Origin of the sequence: Pseudalkalibacillus hwajinpoensis (assembly GCF_015234585.1) — a bacterium.
Lineage (GTDB): Bacteria > Bacillota > Bacilli > Bacillales > Guptibacillaceae > Guptibacillus > Guptibacillus hwajinpoensis_B.
In genome coordinates this window covers 71,345-91,565 of the sequence record NZ_JADFCM010000006.1, presented here as the reverse complement: position 1 = coordinate 91,565, position 20,221 = coordinate 71,345, and the positions used below count along the sequence as shown (strand labels likewise).

The following is a 20,221-nucleotide window of genomic DNA, read 5'->3' as shown; positions in this document are numbered from 1 at the left end:
TTCTGCAGCCATAGCAGCTGAAGAGGACTCGATTAATTCCCAACCCTTAAGGCTATCGTACTCTTCAAGTGCAGATGTCGTAGCTTTCATAATACCAGCGCCTGGTTCAATTCCTACGATTTCGTAATCTACTGCTTCTCCAACGTTAGTACCGCCTTCGCTGGAACCTTCACTGCTATCTCCGCCATTGTTACCGCCACAAGCAGCAAGAATCAATGTGAGTGACAAAAATAGTGCAAGTCCTGTTAACCCTTTTTTAAAGTTAAACATGTAATTCCCCCTTAATTTTTTGTTTTACCTATATTTTGAGAAATCCGGTCAAGCATAATCGCTAGAATAACAATGGCAAGACCAGCTTCAAAACCAATACCAACTTTGATCTGCGTTACAGCACGATATACGTCTGCTCCGAGACCAGGTGCACCTACTAGAGATGCAATAACGACCATTGAAAGTGAAAGCATGATGCTTTGGTTAATTCCTGCCATGATCGTTGGAGTAGCAAGTGGAAGTTGTATTTTAAACAACTTTTGTTTTGTTGTAGATCCAAATGCATTAGATGCTTCGATTAAATCTTCAGGCACCTGACGAATGCCAAGATTCGTAAGACGAATCGTAGGAGGCATTGCAAAGATGACAGAAGCTATGATTCCGGGTACCATACCAATCCCAAAGAATAGAATAGCTGGGATGAGATATACGAATGCAGGCATTGTCTGCATGAAATCCAATATCGGTGTGATAATTCCTCTTACACGGTCACTTTGTGATGCCCAGATCCCAAGTGGTACACCGAGAATAATCGATATAATGACCGAAGTTAAAACAAGTGCTAGCGTTTGAATTGTTGGATCCCAATAACCGAGATTATCGATTAAGAGAAGTCCAAGTAACGTGAATACAGCTATTGGCCAGCGACTTGACCACCATGCCAGGATCGTAAAGATTGCAATGAGAACAAGAGCTGGCGGGAAACCTAGTATGGAAACGATCCCTTCTACGAACCAATCAATCCCAGATGTAATACTATCGAAAACTGGTTCAAGGTTATCGGTTAACGTATCAACAATACTATCAACCCAGTCAGCTAGTGGTATTTTAGGAAAAAGTTGCATTTAATTCACCTCGCCTTTCGTGGATTCAGTTTCGTGGCCTGCGAGTGCCCCGATAACTGCTCCTCTTACAATGATGCCTTGAAATTTATCGGCTTCATCGACAACGGGGAGAGGAAGGGATGAGTCTGCCATTTTCACAAACATATCCGTGAGTAAAGTCTCTGGTGATACAGTAGGAAGGTCTGTGATCAAAATGTCATTGATATCTTTCTTTTCCTCAATAGCTTTTGCCGTAGCATCTGCTGTGATAGCGCCTAACAGCTTTTTCTTTTTATCAACAATATAAAGACTGGATAATTTTTGTTCTCTCATAAGCTCCAGCGCAACACGTGGCCCACGATCAGCTCGTAGCGTTTCAGCACGTTTCATTACGTGTGAAGCTGTTAACACTTTTGAAAGATCCACATCTTCAACGAAGCGTTCAACGTAGTCATTTGCAGGATTTGTCATGATTTCTTCTGGAGAACCAATTTGAACGATAGAACCATCTTTCATTAATGCAATGCGATCTCCAATGCGAAGTGCTTCATCGAGGTCATGTGTGATAAAGACGATCGTTTTTTCCATTGATTCTTGAAGTTCAAGGAGCTCATCTTGCATGTCTTTACGAATAAGTGGATCTAGTGCACTAAATGCTTCATCCATTAATAGTACATCTGGATCGTTCGCAAGAGCACGAGCAAGACCAACACGCTGCTGCATACCGCCACTTAATTCAGAAGGAAAACTATTTTCATATCCTTTCAAACCAACAAGTTCAAGTGATTCTTGGGCTTTTTTTGCTCGGCTTTCTTTGCCAATACTTTGTACCTCTAGTCCATATTCCGTGTTTTCAAGAACAGTACGATGTGGGAAAAGAGCAAAGCGTTGGAATACCATACTAAGCTTCTTTCTTCTCACTTCACGAAGCTGTTCAGGTTTCATCCTGACGATATCTTCATCATCAATGAGAACCTGACCTGAAGTTGGTTCAATTAATCGATTGAGTAGACGAACAAGCGTAGATTTACCACTACCTGATAGTCCCATGATGACAAAGATTTCACCGGGATATACATCGAAGCTTGCTCGATTTACACCCACAGTATTTCCAGTTTCTTTAAGTATTTCACTTTTTGATTTGCCCTGATCTAATAGCTTTATAGCTTGTTTGGGCGATTTGCCAAATACTTTTGTTACGTCTTTTACAGTAATTTTGGCTTTTTCCATAGTTTCACCTCTGCCTTTATTAATAAATTTCAACGGTTAAAGTTACAAAAATCACTGAAATATGTCGAAATTTACGATAATCAGTCATTTACTAGTCTTTTTTTACCGACCTATTAAGTATAGAGTGTAGGTACTTAATACTACAAACGGCGTGAGAGCTCAAAATCAGTTAATTCAGTACATACAGAAAAAACTGTACAAACTAAACAGGTAAATGCTTAAGTATCGTCAAGGATGCTAGTATATGCTACAAGGTTCACGTGTAAACTTTACAATCAACGAGGTTAACACTAAACTATGAAATGACAAACGATTGGAAAAGTAGGTGCATAGTTTGCAAGATAATAGAGTTGAGAATGCGAGAGAACGTGTTATTGAATCCATCTCTAAAAATATGGATATATATAGCGTCACACCTTCTGTGGGGCGACTATACGGTGCAATGTTCTTTGAAAAAGAGCCAATGACTCTTGATGAAATGAAAGATAAACTTCAAATGAGTAAGACAAGTATGTCTACCGGAGTAAGAACGTTAATCGACTTAAATATGGTTGATAAGGTATGGAGAAAGGGCGAGCGTAAAGATCTTTACGAGGTGAAGTCAGATTGGTATCAAACCTTTACAGATTTCTTTTGTATTCACTGGCGTAAAGGAATTGAAATGAATAGAGATGCTTGTAGAGAATCCATTTCTGAACTTATGGACGTACTGGAGAATGATATTTCTAACGAAGAAAAAATGACGGCAGAAGCTGATTTAGATAAAATGTCTTATGCGTTGGGATACTATGAGTGGTTGAATAAGGTAGTGGATTTATTTGAATCTAGAAAGATATTTGATGTTATTGATAATGAAGAAAAGTAGTGGGATTTAGCAAGATATTGCTTCATAAAAATTTTGAATACGTTCTACATAATAACAAAACGTGCAGGGTTTTCCCTGCACGTTTTGTTATAGGATTTTACTTAAAAAAGCTTTCGTCCGCTCGTTTTGAGGATTTGAGAATAGTTCATTAGGAACGTTTTCTTCAACGATATATCCACCGTCCATGAAAATCACACGATCGCCTACTTCGCGAGCAAACCCCATTTCATGTGTGACAACAACCATCGTCATACCTTCTTTGGCAAGGTCTTTCATGACTTCTAGAACTTCACCAATCATTTCAGGGTCAAGTGCAGAGGTTGGTTCATCGAAAAGCATAACTTTTGGCTCCATAGCAAGAGCCCTTGCTATAGCGACACGCTGCTTTTGACCCCCTGATAGTTCCCCGGGATAATTATTGGCTTTATCTTCAAGGCCAACTTTTGCGAGAAGCTCCTTCGCCTTTTTGGCTGAGTTTTGTTTATTATCCCCTTTGACTTTGATTGGGGCTAAAGTCACGTTTTCAAGCACGGTCTTATGAGGGAAAAGGTTAAAATGTTGAAAAACCATTCCAACGTCCTGTCGAACTTTGTTGATATTCGTCTTAGGGTCAGCTATGTTGTGGCCATTTACGATCACACTACCACCAGTTATTTCTTCTAATTTATTTAAACACCGAAGAAAGGTACTTTTACCTGAGCCAGAAGGACCAACGACGCATACAACCTCTTTTTCTTTTACGTTTGTATTAATATTCTTAAGTACTTCTAAATCTCCGAACGATTTCTTTAGATCTTTTACTTGGATGATGCTCATTGTTGCTCCTATCTCCTCTCGTTCTACATTCTTCCTTCGTTTGGAAGGGTTTGCCGATAAATTCTATTATACCAATCCTTGATTCATTTATAAAAGAACTTGTCCTTATTGATGGAAAAGCAGGGATTGTTAGCTGTTGTACTATAACCAGCATTCTTTTATAATAGTTAGTGAAAACGTTTGCGCAAATTTAAGGAATTATCTTTTTCTAGGAGGATGCAGCATGGCACAGCAGTGGTGGAAGGAAAGCGTTGTTTATCAAATATATCCTCGAAGTTTTAATGATAGTAACGGTGATGGCATCGGCGATATTAGGGGAATTACGGAAAAGCTAGATTATTTAAAGGAGTTAGGAATAGATGTCGTTTGGCTCTCACCAGTGTATCAGTCACCGAATGATGATAATGGATATGATATAAGTGATTATCGAAACATTATGGATGAGTTCGGTACGATGGAAGATTGGAATGAGATGTTAGAAGAGATGCACAATAGAGGGATTCGTCTAGTTATGGATCTCGTTGTTAATCATTCTTCTGATGAGCACAAATGGTTTTCTGAAGCGAGGAAATCGAAGGATAACCCATATCGTGATTACTATATATGGCGAGAAGGAAAAGGGGATCAGCCTCCTAACAATTGGGGCTCTTTTTTCGGTGGGTCTGCATGGCAGTATGATGAGGAAAGTGAGGAATATTTTCTTCATCTATTTTCAAAAAAGCAGCCTGATTTAAATTGGGAAAATGAAAAATTAAGAGAAGAAGTCTATGATCTGATGAAATTTTGGCTAGATAAAGGGGTGGATGGATTCAGAATGGACGTTATTAATTTGATTTCCAAAACCCCTGGTTTACCGGATGCCGAAGTAACCGCAGATTCTCCTTATCAATGGGGAGGAGAGCATTTTGTAAATGGACCTAAATTTATTGATTATATGAATGAAATGAATGAAAAGGTTCTGAAGAAATTCGATGCTATGACTGTTGGTGAAATGCCAATGGCGACACCTGAGGATGGAAAAAGATACACAAATGAAGACACCGGTATTGTAAACATGCTCTTTCAATTCGAACATATGGATGTGACGAGTGGGCCTGGTGGCAAGTGGGATCAGCAGCCGTGGAAACTCACTGATTTAAAGCGGATTATTTCAAAATGGCAAACTGAGCTACACGGTAATGGGTGGAACAGTCTTTACATGGAGAATCACGATCAGCCTCGCTCAGTTTCAGTATTCGGTGATGACCAGGAATATCGAGTAACATCAGCAAAAATGCTTGCAGCCTGGCTTCATTTTCTTCAAGGTACGCCTTATATTTATCAAGGGCAGGAGCTTGGTATGACAAATGTCTACTTCAATTCAATTGAAGAATATGAAGATATTGAAACCCTTAATATGTATAAAGAAGAAGTTATTGAAAAGGGAGAAACACCAGAGAAAGTTTTAGAGGCAATCCATAAAAAAGGTCGTGATAATGCGCGAACTCCTATGCAGTGGACTGAAGAGGAGAACGCTGGATTTACGACGGGTAATCCGTGGCTAAAAGTAAACGACAATTATCATGAGATTAATGCGAGAAAGGCTTTAAGTAATGAAGATTCTACTTTTTACTTTTATAAGAATTTGATTCGACTTCGAAAAGAACTTCCAGTGATGATCCATGGTGATTATCAGCTACATTTAGAAGAAGATGAGAATTTGTACGTGTATACAAGAAGCTATAATGGTAGAAGCTTACTTCTTGCAGCAAACTTCTCAAAAGAAACATGTGAGATGAAGCTACCTCACACACTAAGTGGTGGAGAGTTACTTGTCCATAATTACCAGGATGTAAGTCATCACTTGCAGAATGAATCAATCATGAGACCATATGAAGTGAAAGCTTATTTATTATAGGAAAAAACGTGGGCATTTGCTCACGTTTTTTTGTACAAGCTACCATGTGCTTATTTAGTTAGGGTTTTATCCGTTTAAAAAGGAATGAATCCTCTGTTTCGAGGTAAGCTAATTTTGGGAAAAAGAATTTACATGAAAAGTGATCGGTTTCCTTTTTCTTTTTGATTAAGTCATGTATAATAACAAATGTACATTTGTTCATGAGTGTGTTTACTAAATTTCAATATAAAAAAAGGAGTGTATACATATGACAACGACTCAAATGGATTCACTTGCTGTTAACACGATTCGTACGCTTGCAATCGATGCGGTTGAGAAAGCGAATTCGGGACACCCTGGGATGCCGATGGGTGCTGCACCAATGGCTTATACGCTATGGAGCCAATTTTTAAATCACAACCCTTCTAATCCAGAATGGTTTAACCGTGATCGCTTTGTTCTATCTGCAGGACATGGTTCTGCTCTTCTATACAGCATGCTACATTTATTTGGTTATGATGTTTCAATGGAAGACTTAAAATCATTCCGTCAATGGGGAAGCAATACACCAGGACACCCGGAATTTGGTGAGACACCTGGAGTTGACGCAACGACTGGTCCACTTGGACAGGGACTTGCTATGGCAACTGGTATGGCGATGGCTGAGCGTCACTTAGCAGCAACATATAACCGTGACGACTTCAATGTTGTGGATCATTACACATATAGCATCTGTGGTGATGGTGACTTAATGGAAGGTGTATCTTCAGAATCAGCTTCTCTAGCTGCTCACTTGAAATTAGGTCGTCTTATTGTGATGTATGATTCTAATGATATTTCTCTTGATGGTGATCTTGATCAGTCCTTCTCAGAGAACGTACAACAGCGTTATGAAGCATATGGCTGGCAAGTTATCCGTGTTGAAGATGGTAATGACATGGATACAATTGCAGACGCTCTTAAACAAGCGAAAAGCAATACTGAGCAACCAACACTAATTGAAGTGAAAACAACAATTGGTTATGGTTCACCAAACAAAGGCGGCAAAAATACTTCTCACGGTGCTCCTCTTGGTAAAGATGAAATTGCACTTGTAAAAGAGAACTATAAGTGGACGTTTGACGAAGACTTCTATATTCCTGAAGAAGTGAAAGGTCAGTTTGCTGAACTTAAAGAAGCTGGCAGTAAGAAAGAACAGGAATGGAATGAATTGTTTGCACGCTATGAAGAACAATATCCTGAGCTTGCGAAGCAATTAACTGCTGCTCTAAATAATGAACTTCCTGAAGGATGGGATAGTGAAGTTCCTACTTATGAAAGAGGAACAAGCACAGCATCTCGTGCGGCATCTGGTGAAGTTCTAAACGCACTTGCTAAAAACAATGCGCAAATCTTCGGTGGATCAGCTGACCTTGCATCTTCTAACAAAACAATGTTAGAAGATGAGCAGGACTTTTCACCAGCGGATTATAGCGGACGTAACATCTGGTTCGGAGTACGTGAATTCGGCATGGCTGCGGCGATGAACGGAATCGCGCTTCATAAAGGTCTTCGCATCTTTGGAGCAACGTTCTTCGTATTCTCTGACTATCTTCGCCCTGCACTTCGTCTATCTGCATTGATGGGAGTACCGGTAACATACGTATTCACTCATGATAGCGTAGCGGTAGGAGAAGATGGTCCAACTCACGAACCTGTTGAGCAACTAGCTTCACTTCGAGCAATGCCAGGTCTTTCAGTTATTCGTCCTGCTGACGGTAACGAAACGGCTGCTGCTTGGAAGCTATCCGTTGAAGAAACAAATCACCCAACTGCTCTAGTGCTTTCTCGTCAGAATCTTCCAGTTGTGACAGATTCACATGATCAAGCATACGAAGGTGTTAAGCGTGGAGCTTACGTTGTAGCTGGTGGAGAAGATGCTGAAGCGATTCTTCTTGCATCTGGTTCTGAAGTAGGTCTAGCTGTTGAAGCTCAAGAACTATTAGCAAAAGAAGGTATTTCTGCATCAGTTGTCAGCATGCCAAGCTGGGATCGCTTTGATAAGCAGTCTGCTGATTATAAGCAAAGTGTACTACCTGACAATGTAACAGCACGTCTTGGTATCGAGATGGGCGTATCATTTGGCTGGGATAAGTATGTTGGCCAAAAAGGTGATATCCTTGCAATTGATCGCTTTGGAGCTTCTGCACCTGGCGATACGGTAATCAAAGAGTTTGGGTTCACGCCTGAAAATGTTGTAACTAAAGTTAAGACAATGCTCTCTAAATAATACAATAGTTTTTAGTTGAGAGTGAGAGGCTTTCAGAAGGCGAAAATGGTCTTTCTGAAAGCCTTTTTCTTACCAAAAGATAACCAATTTTGAATACACAGGTGTTGCTATGGAAAAGGATAAACTTACAAAGGTAGTAGAGGCCGCACGCTTATACTACCAATTAGACTATAGTCAACAGGAAATCGCTAAGAGACTTGAGGTTTCAAGGCCAACTGTTTCCCGTTTATTAAAGCAAGCGAAAAGAGAAGGAATTGTTGAAATCAAGATTCATGATCCTTCACAGGATGTGCATTTGCTTGCTACCGATCTTGCAGAAGCTTATGGACTTTTAGATGCCAGAGTCGCAATTGTTCCAGAATTTGAAGATCAAATTGTAAAAAAACATATCGGTAAAATTGCAGCTGATTATTTAAATGCAACCATTCAAGATAATGATTTAATAGGAGTTTCCTGGGGAACAACTCTGAATGAAATCGGTAAGAATCTTCGTCATCAATTACTTAAAAACGTTTCAGTTGTACAATTAAACGGAGGAATTAGTTATTCCGAAACTAACACATACGCTTACGAAGTCATTCAAATGATTGGTCGTGCCTTTCATGCTACAAGTCACTTCTTGCCTGTTCCGGCTATTGTAGATCACCTTCTTGTAAAGCAAACAATGGAAGAGGATAGGCACATTCGGCGTGTGCTTGATATGGGCCGAAATGCGAATATCGCTCTTTATAGTGTTGGAATTCCAACAAATGACTCTGTGATTGTTCAAGCTGATTATGTGTCAGAACAAGAGCTTGAAGCGATTCATTCAAAATCTGTAGGAGAAATTTGTTCACGCTTCTTTGATGAAAAGGGAATGCTTATTCATGAGGAGTTAAATGAACGAACAATCGGAATTGATCTTGAAGATCTTTCGAGGAAAGAGAAATCAATATTAGCTGCAGGCGGTCCGAAGAAAGTTGAAGCGATTTACGGGGCGTTGCAAGGTGGCTACGCAAATGTTTTGGTAACGGATCATTATACGGCTCGTGCTTTATTAGAGAAAAAACAGGGGAGGTAAAAAGCATGAAAATCACTGTTTTAGGTCCATGGGGGGGATACCCTAAGGCTGGAGAAGCGAGTGCAGGATATCTCATTCAGAGTGAAGGGTATAACCTGTTAATTGACTGTGGAAGCGGAGTTCTATCTCAACTCCAACATCATCTATCTGTAGAAGAGCTTGATAGTGTAATCATTAGTCATTATCATCCGGACCACATTGCAGATACAGGGGTTCTTTACCATGGTCGCTTAATTCAATCAAAAATCAAATCTGAGCTTCCTGTGTTGCCAATCTATGGTCATCCATATGATGAGGCTGGATTTAATAGCTTGGATCATAAGCCTTATACAGAAGCAAGGGAATATAGAGAAGAAGATACTTTGGAACTTGGTCCTTTCTCTATTGCTTTTCAAAAAACAAAGCACCCGGTTATTTGTTACGCAATAAGGATAACAGATGGAGAGCATAGCATGGTGTTTACTGCAGATTCTAGCTATATGAAAGAATTTGAAACGTTCTCTGCTGGAGCTGACTTACTCATTTCAGAATGTAATCTATACAGTGATATGGATGGTTCTCAGATGGGGCACATGAATAGTACGGATGCTGCTAAAATTGCAAAAGAAGCGGAAGTATCTACACTGATGCTGACACACCTTCCGCACTTTGGTGATTTATCAGAACTTGAGAAGGATGCTAAACAACATTTTGATGGGGAAGTGATGCTTGCATCTACGGGGCTCGTGTGGAATTCCGAAAAATAGTTATAATGAAAAACCAGAACGATGATACCGTTCTGGTTTTTTTAATGTGAGGTATGCAGCGGGCAGGGTCTCGATCGCTTCAGCGCTTGTCGAGGCTAAACGGGCGCTTCCGCTTTTCGTGTCTAGCTGCGCGGGCCAAATCCTCCGGCTGTTTCGCCCAATCGAATGAGACAAAAAGCGTCTCATTCGATTGGGCTCCAACATCCTGCGGATTTAAGCAGGCCCGTTCCGCTTTTCATGATCTAGCTGCAGTGGGCAGACACTCGGTCACTTCACCCTATAACTCGAACACAAAGAGCGTGTTCAAGTTATAGGGCTCCAGTGCCTGCCGTGTCTATACGGAGGCTTCCGCTTTTCATGTCTAGCTGCGACTTGCAGAAACTGCGATATTTCGCTCTTTCACCAGAACACAAAGGGCGTGTTCTAGTTCAAGAGCTCCAATATCTCCGTTTCTAAACGCTCGTCTTCGCTTTTCGTGTCTAGCTGCGACTCGCAGAAACTGCGATATTTCGCTCTTTCACCAGAACACAAAGGGCGTGTTCTAGTTCAAGAGCTCCAATATCTCCGTTTCTAAACGCTCGTCTCCGCTTTTCGTGTCTAGTTGCAGCGCACAGCCTCTCGATCGCTTCACCCTCTAAAATGAACACAAAGACCGTGTTCTTTTTAGAGGGCTCCAGCGCTTGTCGAGGCTAAACGGGCGCTTCCGCTTTTCTTTATTCCCCTAATGTTGAGTCTAGTTTTCCGTTCATGTCCATTAGGAAGCCGATTTCTCGGCCGAGTAGTCTGGCTAGTTCTTTGGATTTTTTTTCGCCTTCGGATTTGATTTGTTCGATGGTTAGGCTTGAGTTTAGGTTTGATGCCCCTACGATGACGGGGATTTCACCTTTTTCGTAATAAACGATTTTCATAATGCTCCTCCTCAAAGTACGTTTGTTTACAATATTCGTAGAGCGAAAGCGGGGAAAGGGTAGTGTAGGTGGGGTTTTTCGTTCTTTTGTCAGGGTGTCATAAGTATCAGGTTTTGATTCCTTACTGATATTTCATTAGAATAGAAGAAGAATATACAGGAGGTAAGGCTATGCTTTATATAGATAATGAAAACATCATGGATGCGGGGCTTAATCTGGCAATAGAGGAATACATTTTGAAGGAGCTTGATCCTGAGGAAACGTACTTGTTGTTTTACTCGATGAATCCGACAGTGATTGTAGGAAAAAACCAGAATACTATTGAGCAGATTGATACGAGTTATATACGCGAAAATAACGTGGATGTGATCCGTCGTCTTTCTGGTGGTGGGGCCGTCTATAACGATCAAGGTAATTTAAGCTTTAGTATTATTACAAAGGATGATGGAAACAGCTTTCATAACTATAAGAAGTTTACGGATCCGGTTGTGAAGGCTCTTGGTAAGCTTGGTGTCGACGCAGAGCTAAGTGGACGAAATGATTTGCTCGTGAATGGCAAGAAAATTTCAGGTAATGCTCAGTTTTCGACAAAAGGTAGAATGTATAGTCATGGTACGCTCATGTTTAATGTCAACTTAGAGAATGTCGTAAAAGCACTTAAAGTTAACAAAGAAAAAATCGAGTCGAAAGGGATTAAATCGATTCGAAGTCGTGTTACGAATATTAGTGAGCATATGGATCGGGAGATGACGCGAGAAGAGTTTAAACAAACGCTACTTCATTATATTTTCGAAGAGAAAGAGGAGATCCCCTCTTATAATCTGAAGGAAAAGGATTGGGAGGCGATTCACAAAATTGCTGAAGAGCGCTATAAAAATTGGGACTGGAATTATGGTCGTTCACCGAAGTTTAATGTTCAGCATTCCAAACGCTTTCCGATTGGTTCGATTGATGTTCGACTTGAAGTTAAAAAAGGATACATCGAACAGGCTACCATTTTTGGAGATTTCTTTGGTGTTGGCGATGTAAAAGAACTTGAAAACAAATTAGTTGGTGTTCGCTATGAACCTGGTTCATTGGAAGAAGCGCTTCAAAATTTAGATGTTTCTCATTATTTTGGGAAAATAACAAAAGAAGAGTTTATCGATCTTCTTTATTAAATGAAAGAAGCTGGGAGACCAGCTTCTTAATTTTTTTATTTCTTGTGAGATTGGCTTTCTAACTAGCTTACTAAAACATGGGAGTATTGGTTTTATTACGATCTTCCCAAAAAAATACTTTTGCTGTTTTGATTAAAATTATGAACTTTGCTCTGTTCCCCTTGCTACTGAAATTTTCTTCCAATATAATATATTTAGAAAATTAAAAATGAATGATTACTCATTCACATAGGAGGAGAGCGAATGAATTTATCTCAGCAATTAAAAGAGACAGCTGCCACTTATCCTGAGAAACAGGCATACATTTATCAAGATAATGCTGTATCTTACAAAGAGTTTGAGCATAAGGTTTCTATGTTTGCTGCCAATTTATCGGCAGAAGGAGTAAAGAAAGACGATCATGTTGCCCTTATTTTAGGAAACTCGCCGGAATTTCTAATTAGTTATTACGGTGCATTAAGAGCGGGTGCAGTCATCATTCCAATCAATCCTATCTATACCCCTGATGAAATCGGCTATCTCCTTCATAATGGAGATGTGAAAGCAATCGTGACGTTAGAGCAGGCACTACCTCTCGTTGAAAAAATGGCCGATCAACTTTCTGGTGTAGGTCTTGTTGTTTATACAGGAGAGGGAACAGAAAGTAGAATGATTTCAAACATTAAATTGAAAACGTTTACAAATATGCTTAAAGATCACGATAAGTCACTACCGGAAATAACCATTAATGAAGATGATCTTGCTGTTATTCTTTATACATCCGGTACTACCGGAAAACCAAAAGGTGCTATGCTTACCCATAGGAATATATTTAGCAATGCTTCAGATACAGGATCATATCTCCAAATCTCCTCTCAGGATGTGGTGATTACAGCCCTTCCGATGTTTCATGTATTCTGCATGACTGTTTCAATGAATGCACCGCTTATATCAGGCGGAACCATTGTCATCCTCCCTAAGTTCAGTCCTCAAGAAGTTTTTCGTGTTGCTGAGAAATACAAAGCAACAATTTTCGCTGGTGTACCAACAATGTATAATTTCCTCTATCAATATCCTGAAGGCCGTGCTGAATATTTTCAACATATGCGTATTTGTATTTCTGGAGGGTCTTCCTTGCCTGTCGCCCTTCTTCACCGTTTTGAAGAAAAGTTTAATGTCCGCATTTCTGAGGGATATGGGTTATCAGAAGCGGCTCCCGTTACGTGCTTCAATCCATTAGACCGACCTAGGAAAGCTGGTTCAATTGGTCGTAACATTACTAATGTCGAAAACAAAGTAGTTGATGAACTTGGGCAAGAGCTTTCGGTAGGGATGATTGGTGAACTGGCAGTTAAGGGGCCTAATGTGATGAAGGGGTATTATAAGATGCCGGAGGATACAGCCGTTACCCTTAAAGAAGGGTGGCTATTTACAGGCGATTTAGCAAGAATGGATGAAGAGGGATACTTCTATATAGTGGATCGCAAAAAAGATATGGTAATCGTCGGAGGTTACAACGTTTATCCAAGAGAAGTAGAGGAGGTTCTTTACAAGCACCCAGAAATTGTAGAGGCTGCAGTTGTCGGGATACCTGATCCGAATTTTGGGGAAGCTGTGCAGGCTTTTGTTGTAACGAAGCAAAAGATTTCAGAAGAAGAAGTTATGAGCTTTTGCAAAGAACATTTAGCGAAATATAAGTGTCCCACGACAATCGAATTCATTGAAGAACTTCCGAAAAATACGACTGGGAAAATTCTGAGAAAAGCCCTTAGAAAACAAATGAACGTCTAAACAAAAAAGCTGATCCTATTGGGATCAGCTTTTTATTATGAATAATCAGAAAACAATTGATATTTATATGACAATAAAATATAATGACGTTAAATAAACGTTATATAGGTGGTGTGTGGAATAGTGATAACTTCGGAAGCTCAAATGGATCAGTTTATGGATCGTATTGATAATGGAGAAAAGATTGAAGCGGATGATTGGATGCCAGATGATTATCGAGAAGCCTTGATTAGGTTAATTTCAATGCATGGAATTAGTGAAATTATGGGGGCGTTGCCAGAGAAAGAATGGGTTCCTAAAGCCCCTACCCTTTATAGGAAACTTGCGATCATGGCGAAAGTACAGGACGAAATGGGGCATGGACAGCTACTGCTCCGTGTAGCTGAGGATTTAATGGAACCACTAGGAAAAGGACGCGATGACATTATGCAGGATCTTTTTTCTGGAAGGTTGAAATTTCATAATGTTTTTCATATGGAGGCGCCGACTTGGGGAGATGCCGGAGTGATTGCTTGGTTAGTAGATGGTGCGGCAATTATTTCGCAAACGATGATGTTAGGAACTTCTTATGGACCGTATGGCCGTGCTTTGAAACGCATCTGTGCGGAAGAGGTGTTTCATGCTCAGCATGGGGAAAGCATTATTATGGCTCTAGCGGAAGGAACTAAAGAACAGCGTGCCTTGTTACAAAATTCTATTAATAATTGGTGGCCATCTCTTCTTATGTTTTTTGGACCGAAATCAAAAGCGGATACTGGTCATACGAATCAGGATAAGAATATGCGCTATAAGCTTCGAACGAAAACAAATGAACAGCTGAGACAGGAGTTTCTTACGAAGTATGTTCCAAGAGTTTGGGCGTTGGGATTAACCATACCAGATGAGACGTTAACGTTTGATGAAGCAACTGCTGAATGGACGTATCAGCAGCCGGATTGGCAAGAATTTAAGCAAATTGTTACTGGAAATGGACCTAAATCGAAAGAGCGATTAGCACTTCGCGTTCGTTCATATGAGATGAATAGCTGGGTAAGAGATGCACTCGGTTCAAGCGTAAAAACGAATTTAGTGAGGTGATAGGGTGTGAGTGAAGAAAATAATCAGTTTTATGAAGTTTATGAGGTTTTTAGTAAGAAGACGGATACCGCATCACTACAGCATCAGTTTAGTCTTCTTGCACCTAATCGTGAACTCGCCTTTATTATGGCGAAAGAAAATTTTTTTCGGAGAGAGCAGGTAGCTGATATTTGGGTAGTGAAACGTGATCATATTAAACGGATGAGTCAAGAGGAACGAGAGGCAATGAAGCATCTGGAGAAGAATTATCGTGAGACTAAGGGATACGGCTATTTAAGGAAAAAGTGGCGTCAGTATGAGCAAGAACAGCTCACTGAAAAAGACATTATGGGAGGAGGCGAGGGGTAATGAAATCTGAGGAATATCAACAATGCTTAATTGAACTAATCTATCAATTAGCAGATGATGACTTTATTCTAGCTTATCGAGGTTCAGAATGGCTCGGCCTCGCTCCTCATATCGAAGAAGATGTGGCGTTTGCATCGATTAGCCAGGATTTAATGGGGCATGCAGCGCTTTATTATTCATTGTTAGAAGAACTTGGTGAAGGCGAGGCTGATGTTTTAACACATCAACGATCAAGTGAGCATTTTCGTAATTCAGTGCTTGTGGAGTTACCGAATGGAACGGGGACCTATTTAGAAAACCCTTCGTATGATTGGGCTTTTACTGTTGTCCGAAATTACTTTTATACTCTCGCAAAAAAAATCCGGCTTGATTCTATAAAACAAGAATCCTATGAGCCTCTTCAACACATTGTTCAAAAAATCTCTATTGAAATGAGCTACCATATGATGCACTGGGAAGTGTGGTATGGACAGCTAATGAATAGTACTTCTGAAGCGAGGAACAGAATGGAGAAGGCGATCAGCACCGTGCTTGAAGATCTAGGTGGCGTTTTTTCATACGGTCGTTTAGGAGATCAAATGGTGCACCTCTCGCTTATTGAAGGCGAGGAAATTCTTAAGCAACGTTTTATCGAATACTTAAATAAAAAAGAGTCTACTTTTTCAATGGGCATGAAGCAAGGAGATGGACGAAACGGGATTCATACAACGCATTTAATGACAGCATTGGTTACTCTTTCAGAAGTCTATCAATCTGTGCCAGCAGCTGAGTGGTAAGGAGGGGGGACAACATAGAATGTTTCTTAAAGAAAGAGTCATGGAGGTTCTTGAAACTGTAAAGGATCCTGAAATTCCAGTTGTAAGCGTTGTCGATCTTGGGATAATACACGAAGTTCACACCTCCAATCACCGAGTGACAATTGAAGCTATGCCGACATTCTCTGGCTGCCCTGCCCTAGATATGATCAAAAGGAATATTGAGTTGGCTGTAGAAAGTATTCCTGAAGTGGATTTTGTAACTGTCACTTTCATTCGGTATCCGATCTGGACAACGGACCTTGTTTCTACAAAAGGAAGAGAAGCGTTGAAAAAGTTTGGCATTGCTCCCCCGGAAGAACACGATGGGAAGGAATGGAGAGTACCCTGTCCTTATTGTGAATCAGTTTATACAACGATGGACAATATTTTTGGGCCAGCTGCTTGTCGAAGTATATTGTATTGCAGGTCGTGTAAGAATCCATTTGAAGCGATGAAGCCTGTATCGATTTAATTAAAATGAGAGAGGTTGATGAAGAATGGTCAAATTAATCGCATTGTACAAACAACCGGAAAATGCTCAAAAGTTCGATGAACACTACTTTAATACACATGCTCCGATTACATCAAAAATTCCCGGTCTTAAAAAAATGGAAGTAACTAAAATAGTTGGTTCACCAATGGGGAAAAGTGACTACTATCTTATGTGTGAAATGTATTATGAAGATCACGAAGCGATGAAAGCTGGTATGAAGTCGCAAGAAGGAAAAGCCTCAGGGAAAGATTTGATGGGGTTTGCGGGAGATCTTGTCACACTAATGGTTGGCGAAGAAGTTGGAGAGACAGCAGATACAAAGTAGAAGAGGCGGTGTTAATAAAATGTTCGAAACGATTGAGTATGAAGTGAAAGATCGTGTAAGTTGGATTCGTCTAAATCGACCAAATAAATTGAATGCGTTTACATCTTTGATGAACAAAGAAGTAGCGAAAGCGGTCAATCAAGCAACAAACGATCAAGAGGTTCGCTGCATTGTTATTACAGGTAATGGAAGAGCTTTCTGTTCTGGTCAAGATTTAGGTAGCGTTGAAGAAGGTGTGGATCATGCGGAAATGCTCAGATCTACTTATAACCCAATGGTGAAAGAAATAACGTCATCAAGTAAGCCGGTGATCGCTGCTGTGAATGGAGTAGCGGCGGGTGCTGGAATGAGTCTTGCTCTAGCGTGTGATTTTCGGTTAGCTCATGAGCGTGCAAGCTTTATTGAGGCTTTTGTTCATGTTGGGCTTGTTCCTGATTCTGGGAGCACTTACTTTCTACCGCGCTTACTTGGTCATGCGAAAGCACTGGAGCTTGCTATGCTTGGAGAGAAAGTAAGTGCTGCAGATGCCAAAGAGCTTGGTCTTGTGACAGACATGTTCTCAAATGAGTATTGGGAGCAAGGAATGAATCAGTTTGCCAATCGCTTAGCTAGTCTTCCTCCTAAAGCGGTGCAGCACATTAAGCAAAACTTTCAAAGAAGTTGGGAAAGTAATCTTGATGAAGTACTTGAGATGGAAGCTGTGACTCAAGGAGAAGCCGGAAAAACGAACGATCATCTTGAAGGCATTCAAGCTTTTACCGAGAAACGTAAACCAGTTTTTCACGGCAGTTAAGTTATGAGAGAAAAAAGCAGGGAAATGGGGGTAAATCAAGAATAGATGCTATAGAGTGAAAGTAGCCGTGGTGGTTGATTGCGCAATCAGCTCCCCCGGCTCTTTCCTATGCTTACAAACATAGAGGAGGTTTTTTTAATGGCTGTCGTTACATATGAAATGAAAAACCATGTGGCATACGTAATGTTAAATCGTCCAGATGTATTAAACTGCTTTAATTATGAAACACTCTCAGTTCTTCAAGGCATTGTTGATGATATTTACTCGGATCGAGAGGTACGTGCCGTTATTTTTATGGGAGCTGGTGAAAGGGCTTTCAGTGCAGGGGCGGACTTAAAAGAAAGGCGGACACTTTCTGAGAGTGAGGTGCGGCGAAATGTGAAGAAGATTCGTGAGGTTTTCTCCTCTGTTGAATCGCTTCCCCAGCCAACGATCGCTGCGCTGAATGGTTTTGCTTTTGGGGGAGGGTTTGAGCTCGCTCTTGCATGTGATTTTCGATTTGCCGTCGAAGGAACAAAAATGGGCTTAACTGAAACGAGCCTTGGCATCATACCTGGTGCGGGAGGAACGCAACGTTTACCTCGTTTGATTGGAACAGCGAAAGCGATGGAATTAGTTTTAACTGCTCGCAAACTATCATCTGTAGAAGCATACGACTACGGAATTTTAAACGGTGTTACGACTCGTGAGAATTTACTAGGTAAGTGTGAAGAGCTAGCGAGAGAGATCTGTCAAAATGCTCCTGTTGCGGTACAGCAGGCGAAATTTGCCGTTCGTGAAGGTATGAATGTAGACCGTCATACTGGTATGGCTATTGAATCTAAAGCATATGAAGTAACGATTCCAACAGAGGATCGTCTCGAAGCGTTAGATGCTTTTGCAGAGAAAAGAAAACCAGTGTTTAAAGGAAAGTAAAAGTTGCTTTGGACCAATGGCTCTGGTAGTATAACATCATATTTAGGCGACGTATTCATAACGGAATGAAGTTATGACGAGCGGGGGTATGATGATGAGTGAAGGTTTAAATACAAGATCAATGATTTTTACACTGTATGGAGAATATATCAGACATTATGGAAATGAAATTTGGATCGGAAGTCTGATTCGTCTTTTGAAAGAGTTTGGTCATAACGATCAATCTGTTCGAGCGGCCATTTCAAGAATGAGTAAACAAGGTTGGGTGGAATCCAGGAAAGAAGGTAACAAAAGTTTTTATTACTTAACAGATCGCGGTGTTAAAAGGATGGATGAGGCTGCGCGAAGAATATTTAAGCTTCAACCTTCAGAGTGGGACGGAAGATGGCGAATGTTGCTTTATAACATTCCTGAAGAGAAACGTCATATTCGCGATGAGCTGCGTAAAGAGCTAGTGTGGAGCGGCTTTGGAAGTTCTTCTGCTAGTTTATGGCTATCTCCCAACCATCTTGAAGAACAGGTAAATTTGCTAATTGAGAAATATGATATTCGCGATTATATCCATTTCTTTATAGCCGATTACAAAGGACCGCACGAGAGCATGGCTCTTGTAGAGGAATGCTGGGATTTGAACGAAATTAGTAAGAAATATCGTGAATTCATCCAAATGTATAGTGAGCGCTATGTGATTGATCGAAGTAAAATTGAAAAAGGTAAGATGAGTGATGGGGAGTGCTTTGTTGAACGGGCAAAGCTAGTTCATGAATATAGAAAATTTCTCTTCGTTGATCCAGGACTTCCCTCAGAACTATTACCTGAAGAGTGGCCGGGCGAGTATGCGGCTACGTTATTTAGTGATTATTATAGAACACTTGCCCAGCCGGCTTCTCGCTTCTTTGAAGAAATCTTTAAAGAAGGAAATGAGTTAACAAACAAAGATAACGGTTATGATGCCTTACAGCATCCTCTCTTAACGGATCGCCTATAAAAAGAAGGAACGGAGGATTAACCTCCAGTTCCTTCTTTTTTCTATTCTTTTATTTCGAACGAGCTCTCTTTAAATTCTTTCCCTTTTGTTTTATAAGTTTCAATGGTTAGCTTGATCAGCTCTCTATCTTTATCTGTCAATTCACGAATTACTTTACCTGGTGAGCCAAGCACCATGCTGTTTGGCGGGATTTTTTTACCTGATGGAATGAGTGTATGTGCCCCAATTAAAGAACCTTCTCCTATATCAGCTCCATCAAGAATGATCGCGCCCATTCCGATTAAAGCACCTTTTCGAATGGTGCAACCATGAAGAATGGCGTTATGACCAACTGATACCTCATCCTCAAGAACGAGAGGATACCCTTCAAATAGATGACAGGTGCAATTGTCCTGAATGTTGCATCCTTTCCCGATACTAATCGGTGCTTCATCACCTCTTAAAACAGCGTTAAACCAAACTGTAGAGTCCTCTCCGATTGAGACATCTCCGATGATTTTTGCGCCGGGTGCGACAAAAACATTTGGAGCGAGAGTAGGTGCTATACGATTATACGAAAATAACATAGTTGCTCTCCCTTCTTTTTTAGCTTACAAACTATTTTTTCATTGTTTCAAAATAGAAGTTTCATATTAAGCAGGAATTATGTTGATCTTCTTTGAATGTTATTAATAAGTATAACACGAATGTT

Annotated in this window: 21 protein-coding genes; 15 read left to right on the top strand and 6 right to left on the bottom strand. The window is 40.4% G+C overall.

The features are described from left to right. The 3 genes from IQ283_RS11170 to IQ283_RS11160 all read right to left on the bottom strand — a co-directional run. Positions 1 to 270 (bottom strand): glycine betaine ABC transporter substrate-binding protein (locus IQ283_RS11170; RefSeq protein ID WP_276511832.1); only part of this gene is annotated, 270 nt, incomplete at its 3' end. Positions 271 to 281: 11 nt separating this feature from the next. Then, on the bottom strand, positions 282 to 1,115 hold the full coding sequence (gene choW / locus IQ283_RS11165; RefSeq protein WP_194220255.1) for a choline ABC transporter permease subunit: 834 nt from the start codon (positions 1,113 to 1,115) through the stop codon (positions 282 to 284). Next, complete coding sequence (locus tag IQ283_RS11160; RefSeq protein ID WP_194220254.1) at positions 1,116 to 2,324, bottom strand: quaternary amine ABC transporter ATP-binding protein; 1,209 nt, start codon at positions 2,322 to 2,324, stop codon at positions 1,116 to 1,118. Positions 2,325 to 2,649: 325 nt separating this feature from the next. Here IQ283_RS11160 and IQ283_RS11155 point away from each other — a divergent pair, with 325 nt between their 5' ends. Next, positions 2,650 to 3,189 carry a GbsR/MarR family transcriptional regulator gene (locus IQ283_RS11155; RefSeq protein ID WP_322098291.1) on the top strand — a complete coding sequence of 180 codons (540 nt, stop codon included), beginning with the start codon at positions 2,650 to 2,652 and terminating at the stop codon, positions 3,187 to 3,189. An 87-nt stretch (positions 3,190 to 3,276) separates the two neighbouring features. Here the strand turns inward: IQ283_RS11155 and IQ283_RS11150 are convergent, their stop codons facing one another. Next, on the bottom strand, positions 3,277 to 4,005 hold the full coding sequence (locus IQ283_RS11150) for an amino acid ABC transporter ATP-binding protein (protein WP_276511831.1): 729 nt from the start codon (positions 4,003 to 4,005) through the stop codon (positions 3,277 to 3,279). A gap of 223 nt (positions 4,006 to 4,228) precedes the next feature. Here IQ283_RS11150 and IQ283_RS11145 point away from each other — a divergent pair, with 223 nt between their 5' ends. The 4 genes from IQ283_RS11145 to IQ283_RS11130 all read left to right on the top strand — a co-directional run bounded on the left by IQ283_RS11145 (position 4,229) and on the right by IQ283_RS11130 (position 9,956). Further along, positions 4,229 to 5,902, top strand: a complete 1,674-nt coding sequence (locus IQ283_RS11145; RefSeq protein WP_194220252.1) for an alpha-glucosidase — start codon at positions 4,229 to 4,231, stop codon at positions 5,900 to 5,902. Positions 5,903 to 6,149: 247 nt separating this feature from the next. Further along, positions 6,150 to 8,150 (top strand): transketolase, encoded by a 2,001-nt coding sequence (tkt, locus tag IQ283_RS11140; RefSeq protein ID WP_194220251.1) that lies wholly within the window; start codon positions 6,150 to 6,152, stop codon positions 8,148 to 8,150. 109 nt (positions 8,151 to 8,259) lie between these two features. Beyond that, on the top strand, positions 8,260 to 9,210 hold the full coding sequence (locus IQ283_RS11135; protein WP_194220250.1) for a sugar-binding transcriptional regulator: 951 nt from the start codon (positions 8,260 to 8,262) through the stop codon (positions 9,208 to 9,210). 5 nt (positions 9,211 to 9,215) lie between these two features. Further along, positions 9,216 to 9,956 carry an MBL fold metallo-hydrolase gene (locus IQ283_RS11130; RefSeq protein WP_194220249.1) on the top strand — a complete coding sequence of 247 codons (741 nt, stop codon included), beginning with the start codon at positions 9,216 to 9,218 and terminating at the stop codon, positions 9,954 to 9,956. 713 nt (positions 9,957 to 10,669) lie between these two features. On the opposite strand, the gene IQ283_RS11125 is transcribed toward IQ283_RS11130, so the two are convergent. After that, positions 10,670 to 10,864, bottom strand: a complete 195-nt coding sequence (locus tag IQ283_RS11125; protein ID WP_048313175.1) for a hypothetical protein — start codon at positions 10,862 to 10,864, stop codon at positions 10,670 to 10,672. A gap of 170 nt (positions 10,865 to 11,034) precedes the next feature. Here IQ283_RS11125 and IQ283_RS11120 point away from each other — a divergent pair, with 170 nt between their 5' ends. The 10 genes from IQ283_RS11120 to paaX all read left to right on the top strand — a co-directional run bounded on the left by IQ283_RS11120 (position 11,035) and on the right by paaX (position 19,530). Beyond that, a complete protein-coding gene (locus IQ283_RS11120) occupies positions 11,035 to 12,024 on the top strand; it encodes a lipoate--protein ligase (RefSeq protein WP_194220248.1) in 990 nt (329 codons plus the stop codon). A gap of 243 nt (positions 12,025 to 12,267) precedes the next feature. Continuing rightward, the gene (locus IQ283_RS11115) at positions 12,268 to 13,794 is read left to right on the top strand and encodes a fatty acid--CoA ligase family protein (protein ID WP_194220247.1); all 1,527 of its coding nucleotides are present in this window, start codon (positions 12,268 to 12,270) and stop codon (positions 13,792 to 13,794) included. Positions 13,795 to 13,938: 144 nt separating this feature from the next. Continuing rightward, a complete protein-coding gene (paaA, locus tag IQ283_RS11110) occupies positions 13,939 to 14,871 on the top strand; it encodes a 1,2-phenylacetyl-CoA epoxidase subunit PaaA (RefSeq protein ID WP_194220263.1) in 933 nt (310 codons plus the stop codon). 6 nt (positions 14,872 to 14,877) lie between these two features. After that, entirely contained in the window at positions 14,878 to 15,219 is a 342-nt protein-coding gene (gene paaB / locus IQ283_RS11105; protein ID WP_194220246.1) for a 1,2-phenylacetyl-CoA epoxidase subunit PaaB, read from the top strand. After that, positions 15,219 to 15,995, top strand: coding sequence for a 1,2-phenylacetyl-CoA epoxidase subunit PaaC (gene paaC, locus IQ283_RS11100; protein WP_194220245.1), 777 nt, complete (start codon positions 15,219 to 15,221; stop codon positions 15,993 to 15,995). Before paaB ends, paaC begins: the two co-directional genes overlap by 1 nt. 19 nt (positions 15,996 to 16,014) lie before the next feature. Then, a complete protein-coding gene (gene paaD, locus IQ283_RS11095) occupies positions 16,015 to 16,488 on the top strand; it encodes a 1,2-phenylacetyl-CoA epoxidase subunit PaaD (RefSeq protein WP_194220244.1) in 474 nt (157 codons plus the stop codon). A 25-nt stretch (positions 16,489 to 16,513) separates the two neighbouring features. Further along, positions 16,514 to 16,834, top strand: coding sequence for an EthD family reductase (locus IQ283_RS11090; RefSeq protein WP_194220243.1), 321 nt, complete (start codon positions 16,514 to 16,516; stop codon positions 16,832 to 16,834). Positions 16,835 to 16,853: 19 nt separating this feature from the next. Continuing rightward, positions 16,854 to 17,627 carry an enoyl-CoA hydratase/isomerase family protein gene (locus tag IQ283_RS11085; protein WP_194220262.1) on the top strand — a complete coding sequence of 258 codons (774 nt, stop codon included), beginning with the start codon at positions 16,854 to 16,856 and terminating at the stop codon, positions 17,625 to 17,627. 138 nt (positions 17,628 to 17,765) lie between these two features. Continuing rightward, on the top strand, positions 17,766 to 18,542 hold the full coding sequence (locus IQ283_RS11080) for an enoyl-CoA hydratase-related protein (RefSeq protein WP_194220242.1): 777 nt from the start codon (positions 17,766 to 17,768) through the stop codon (positions 18,540 to 18,542). 94 nt (positions 18,543 to 18,636) lie between these two features. Next, a complete protein-coding gene (paaX, locus tag IQ283_RS11075; RefSeq protein WP_194220241.1) occupies positions 18,637 to 19,530 on the top strand; it encodes a phenylacetic acid degradation operon negative regulatory protein PaaX in 894 nt (297 codons plus the stop codon). A 41-nt stretch (positions 19,531 to 19,571) separates the two neighbouring features. Here the strand turns inward: paaX and IQ283_RS11070 are convergent, their stop codons facing one another. Further along, positions 19,572 to 20,096: a gamma carbonic anhydrase family protein gene (locus tag IQ283_RS11070; RefSeq protein ID WP_194220240.1), complete on the bottom strand. Its 525-nt coding sequence runs from the start codon at positions 20,094 to 20,096 to the stop codon at positions 19,572 to 19,574. Between the last annotated feature and the right edge of the window lie 125 nt (positions 20,097 to 20,221).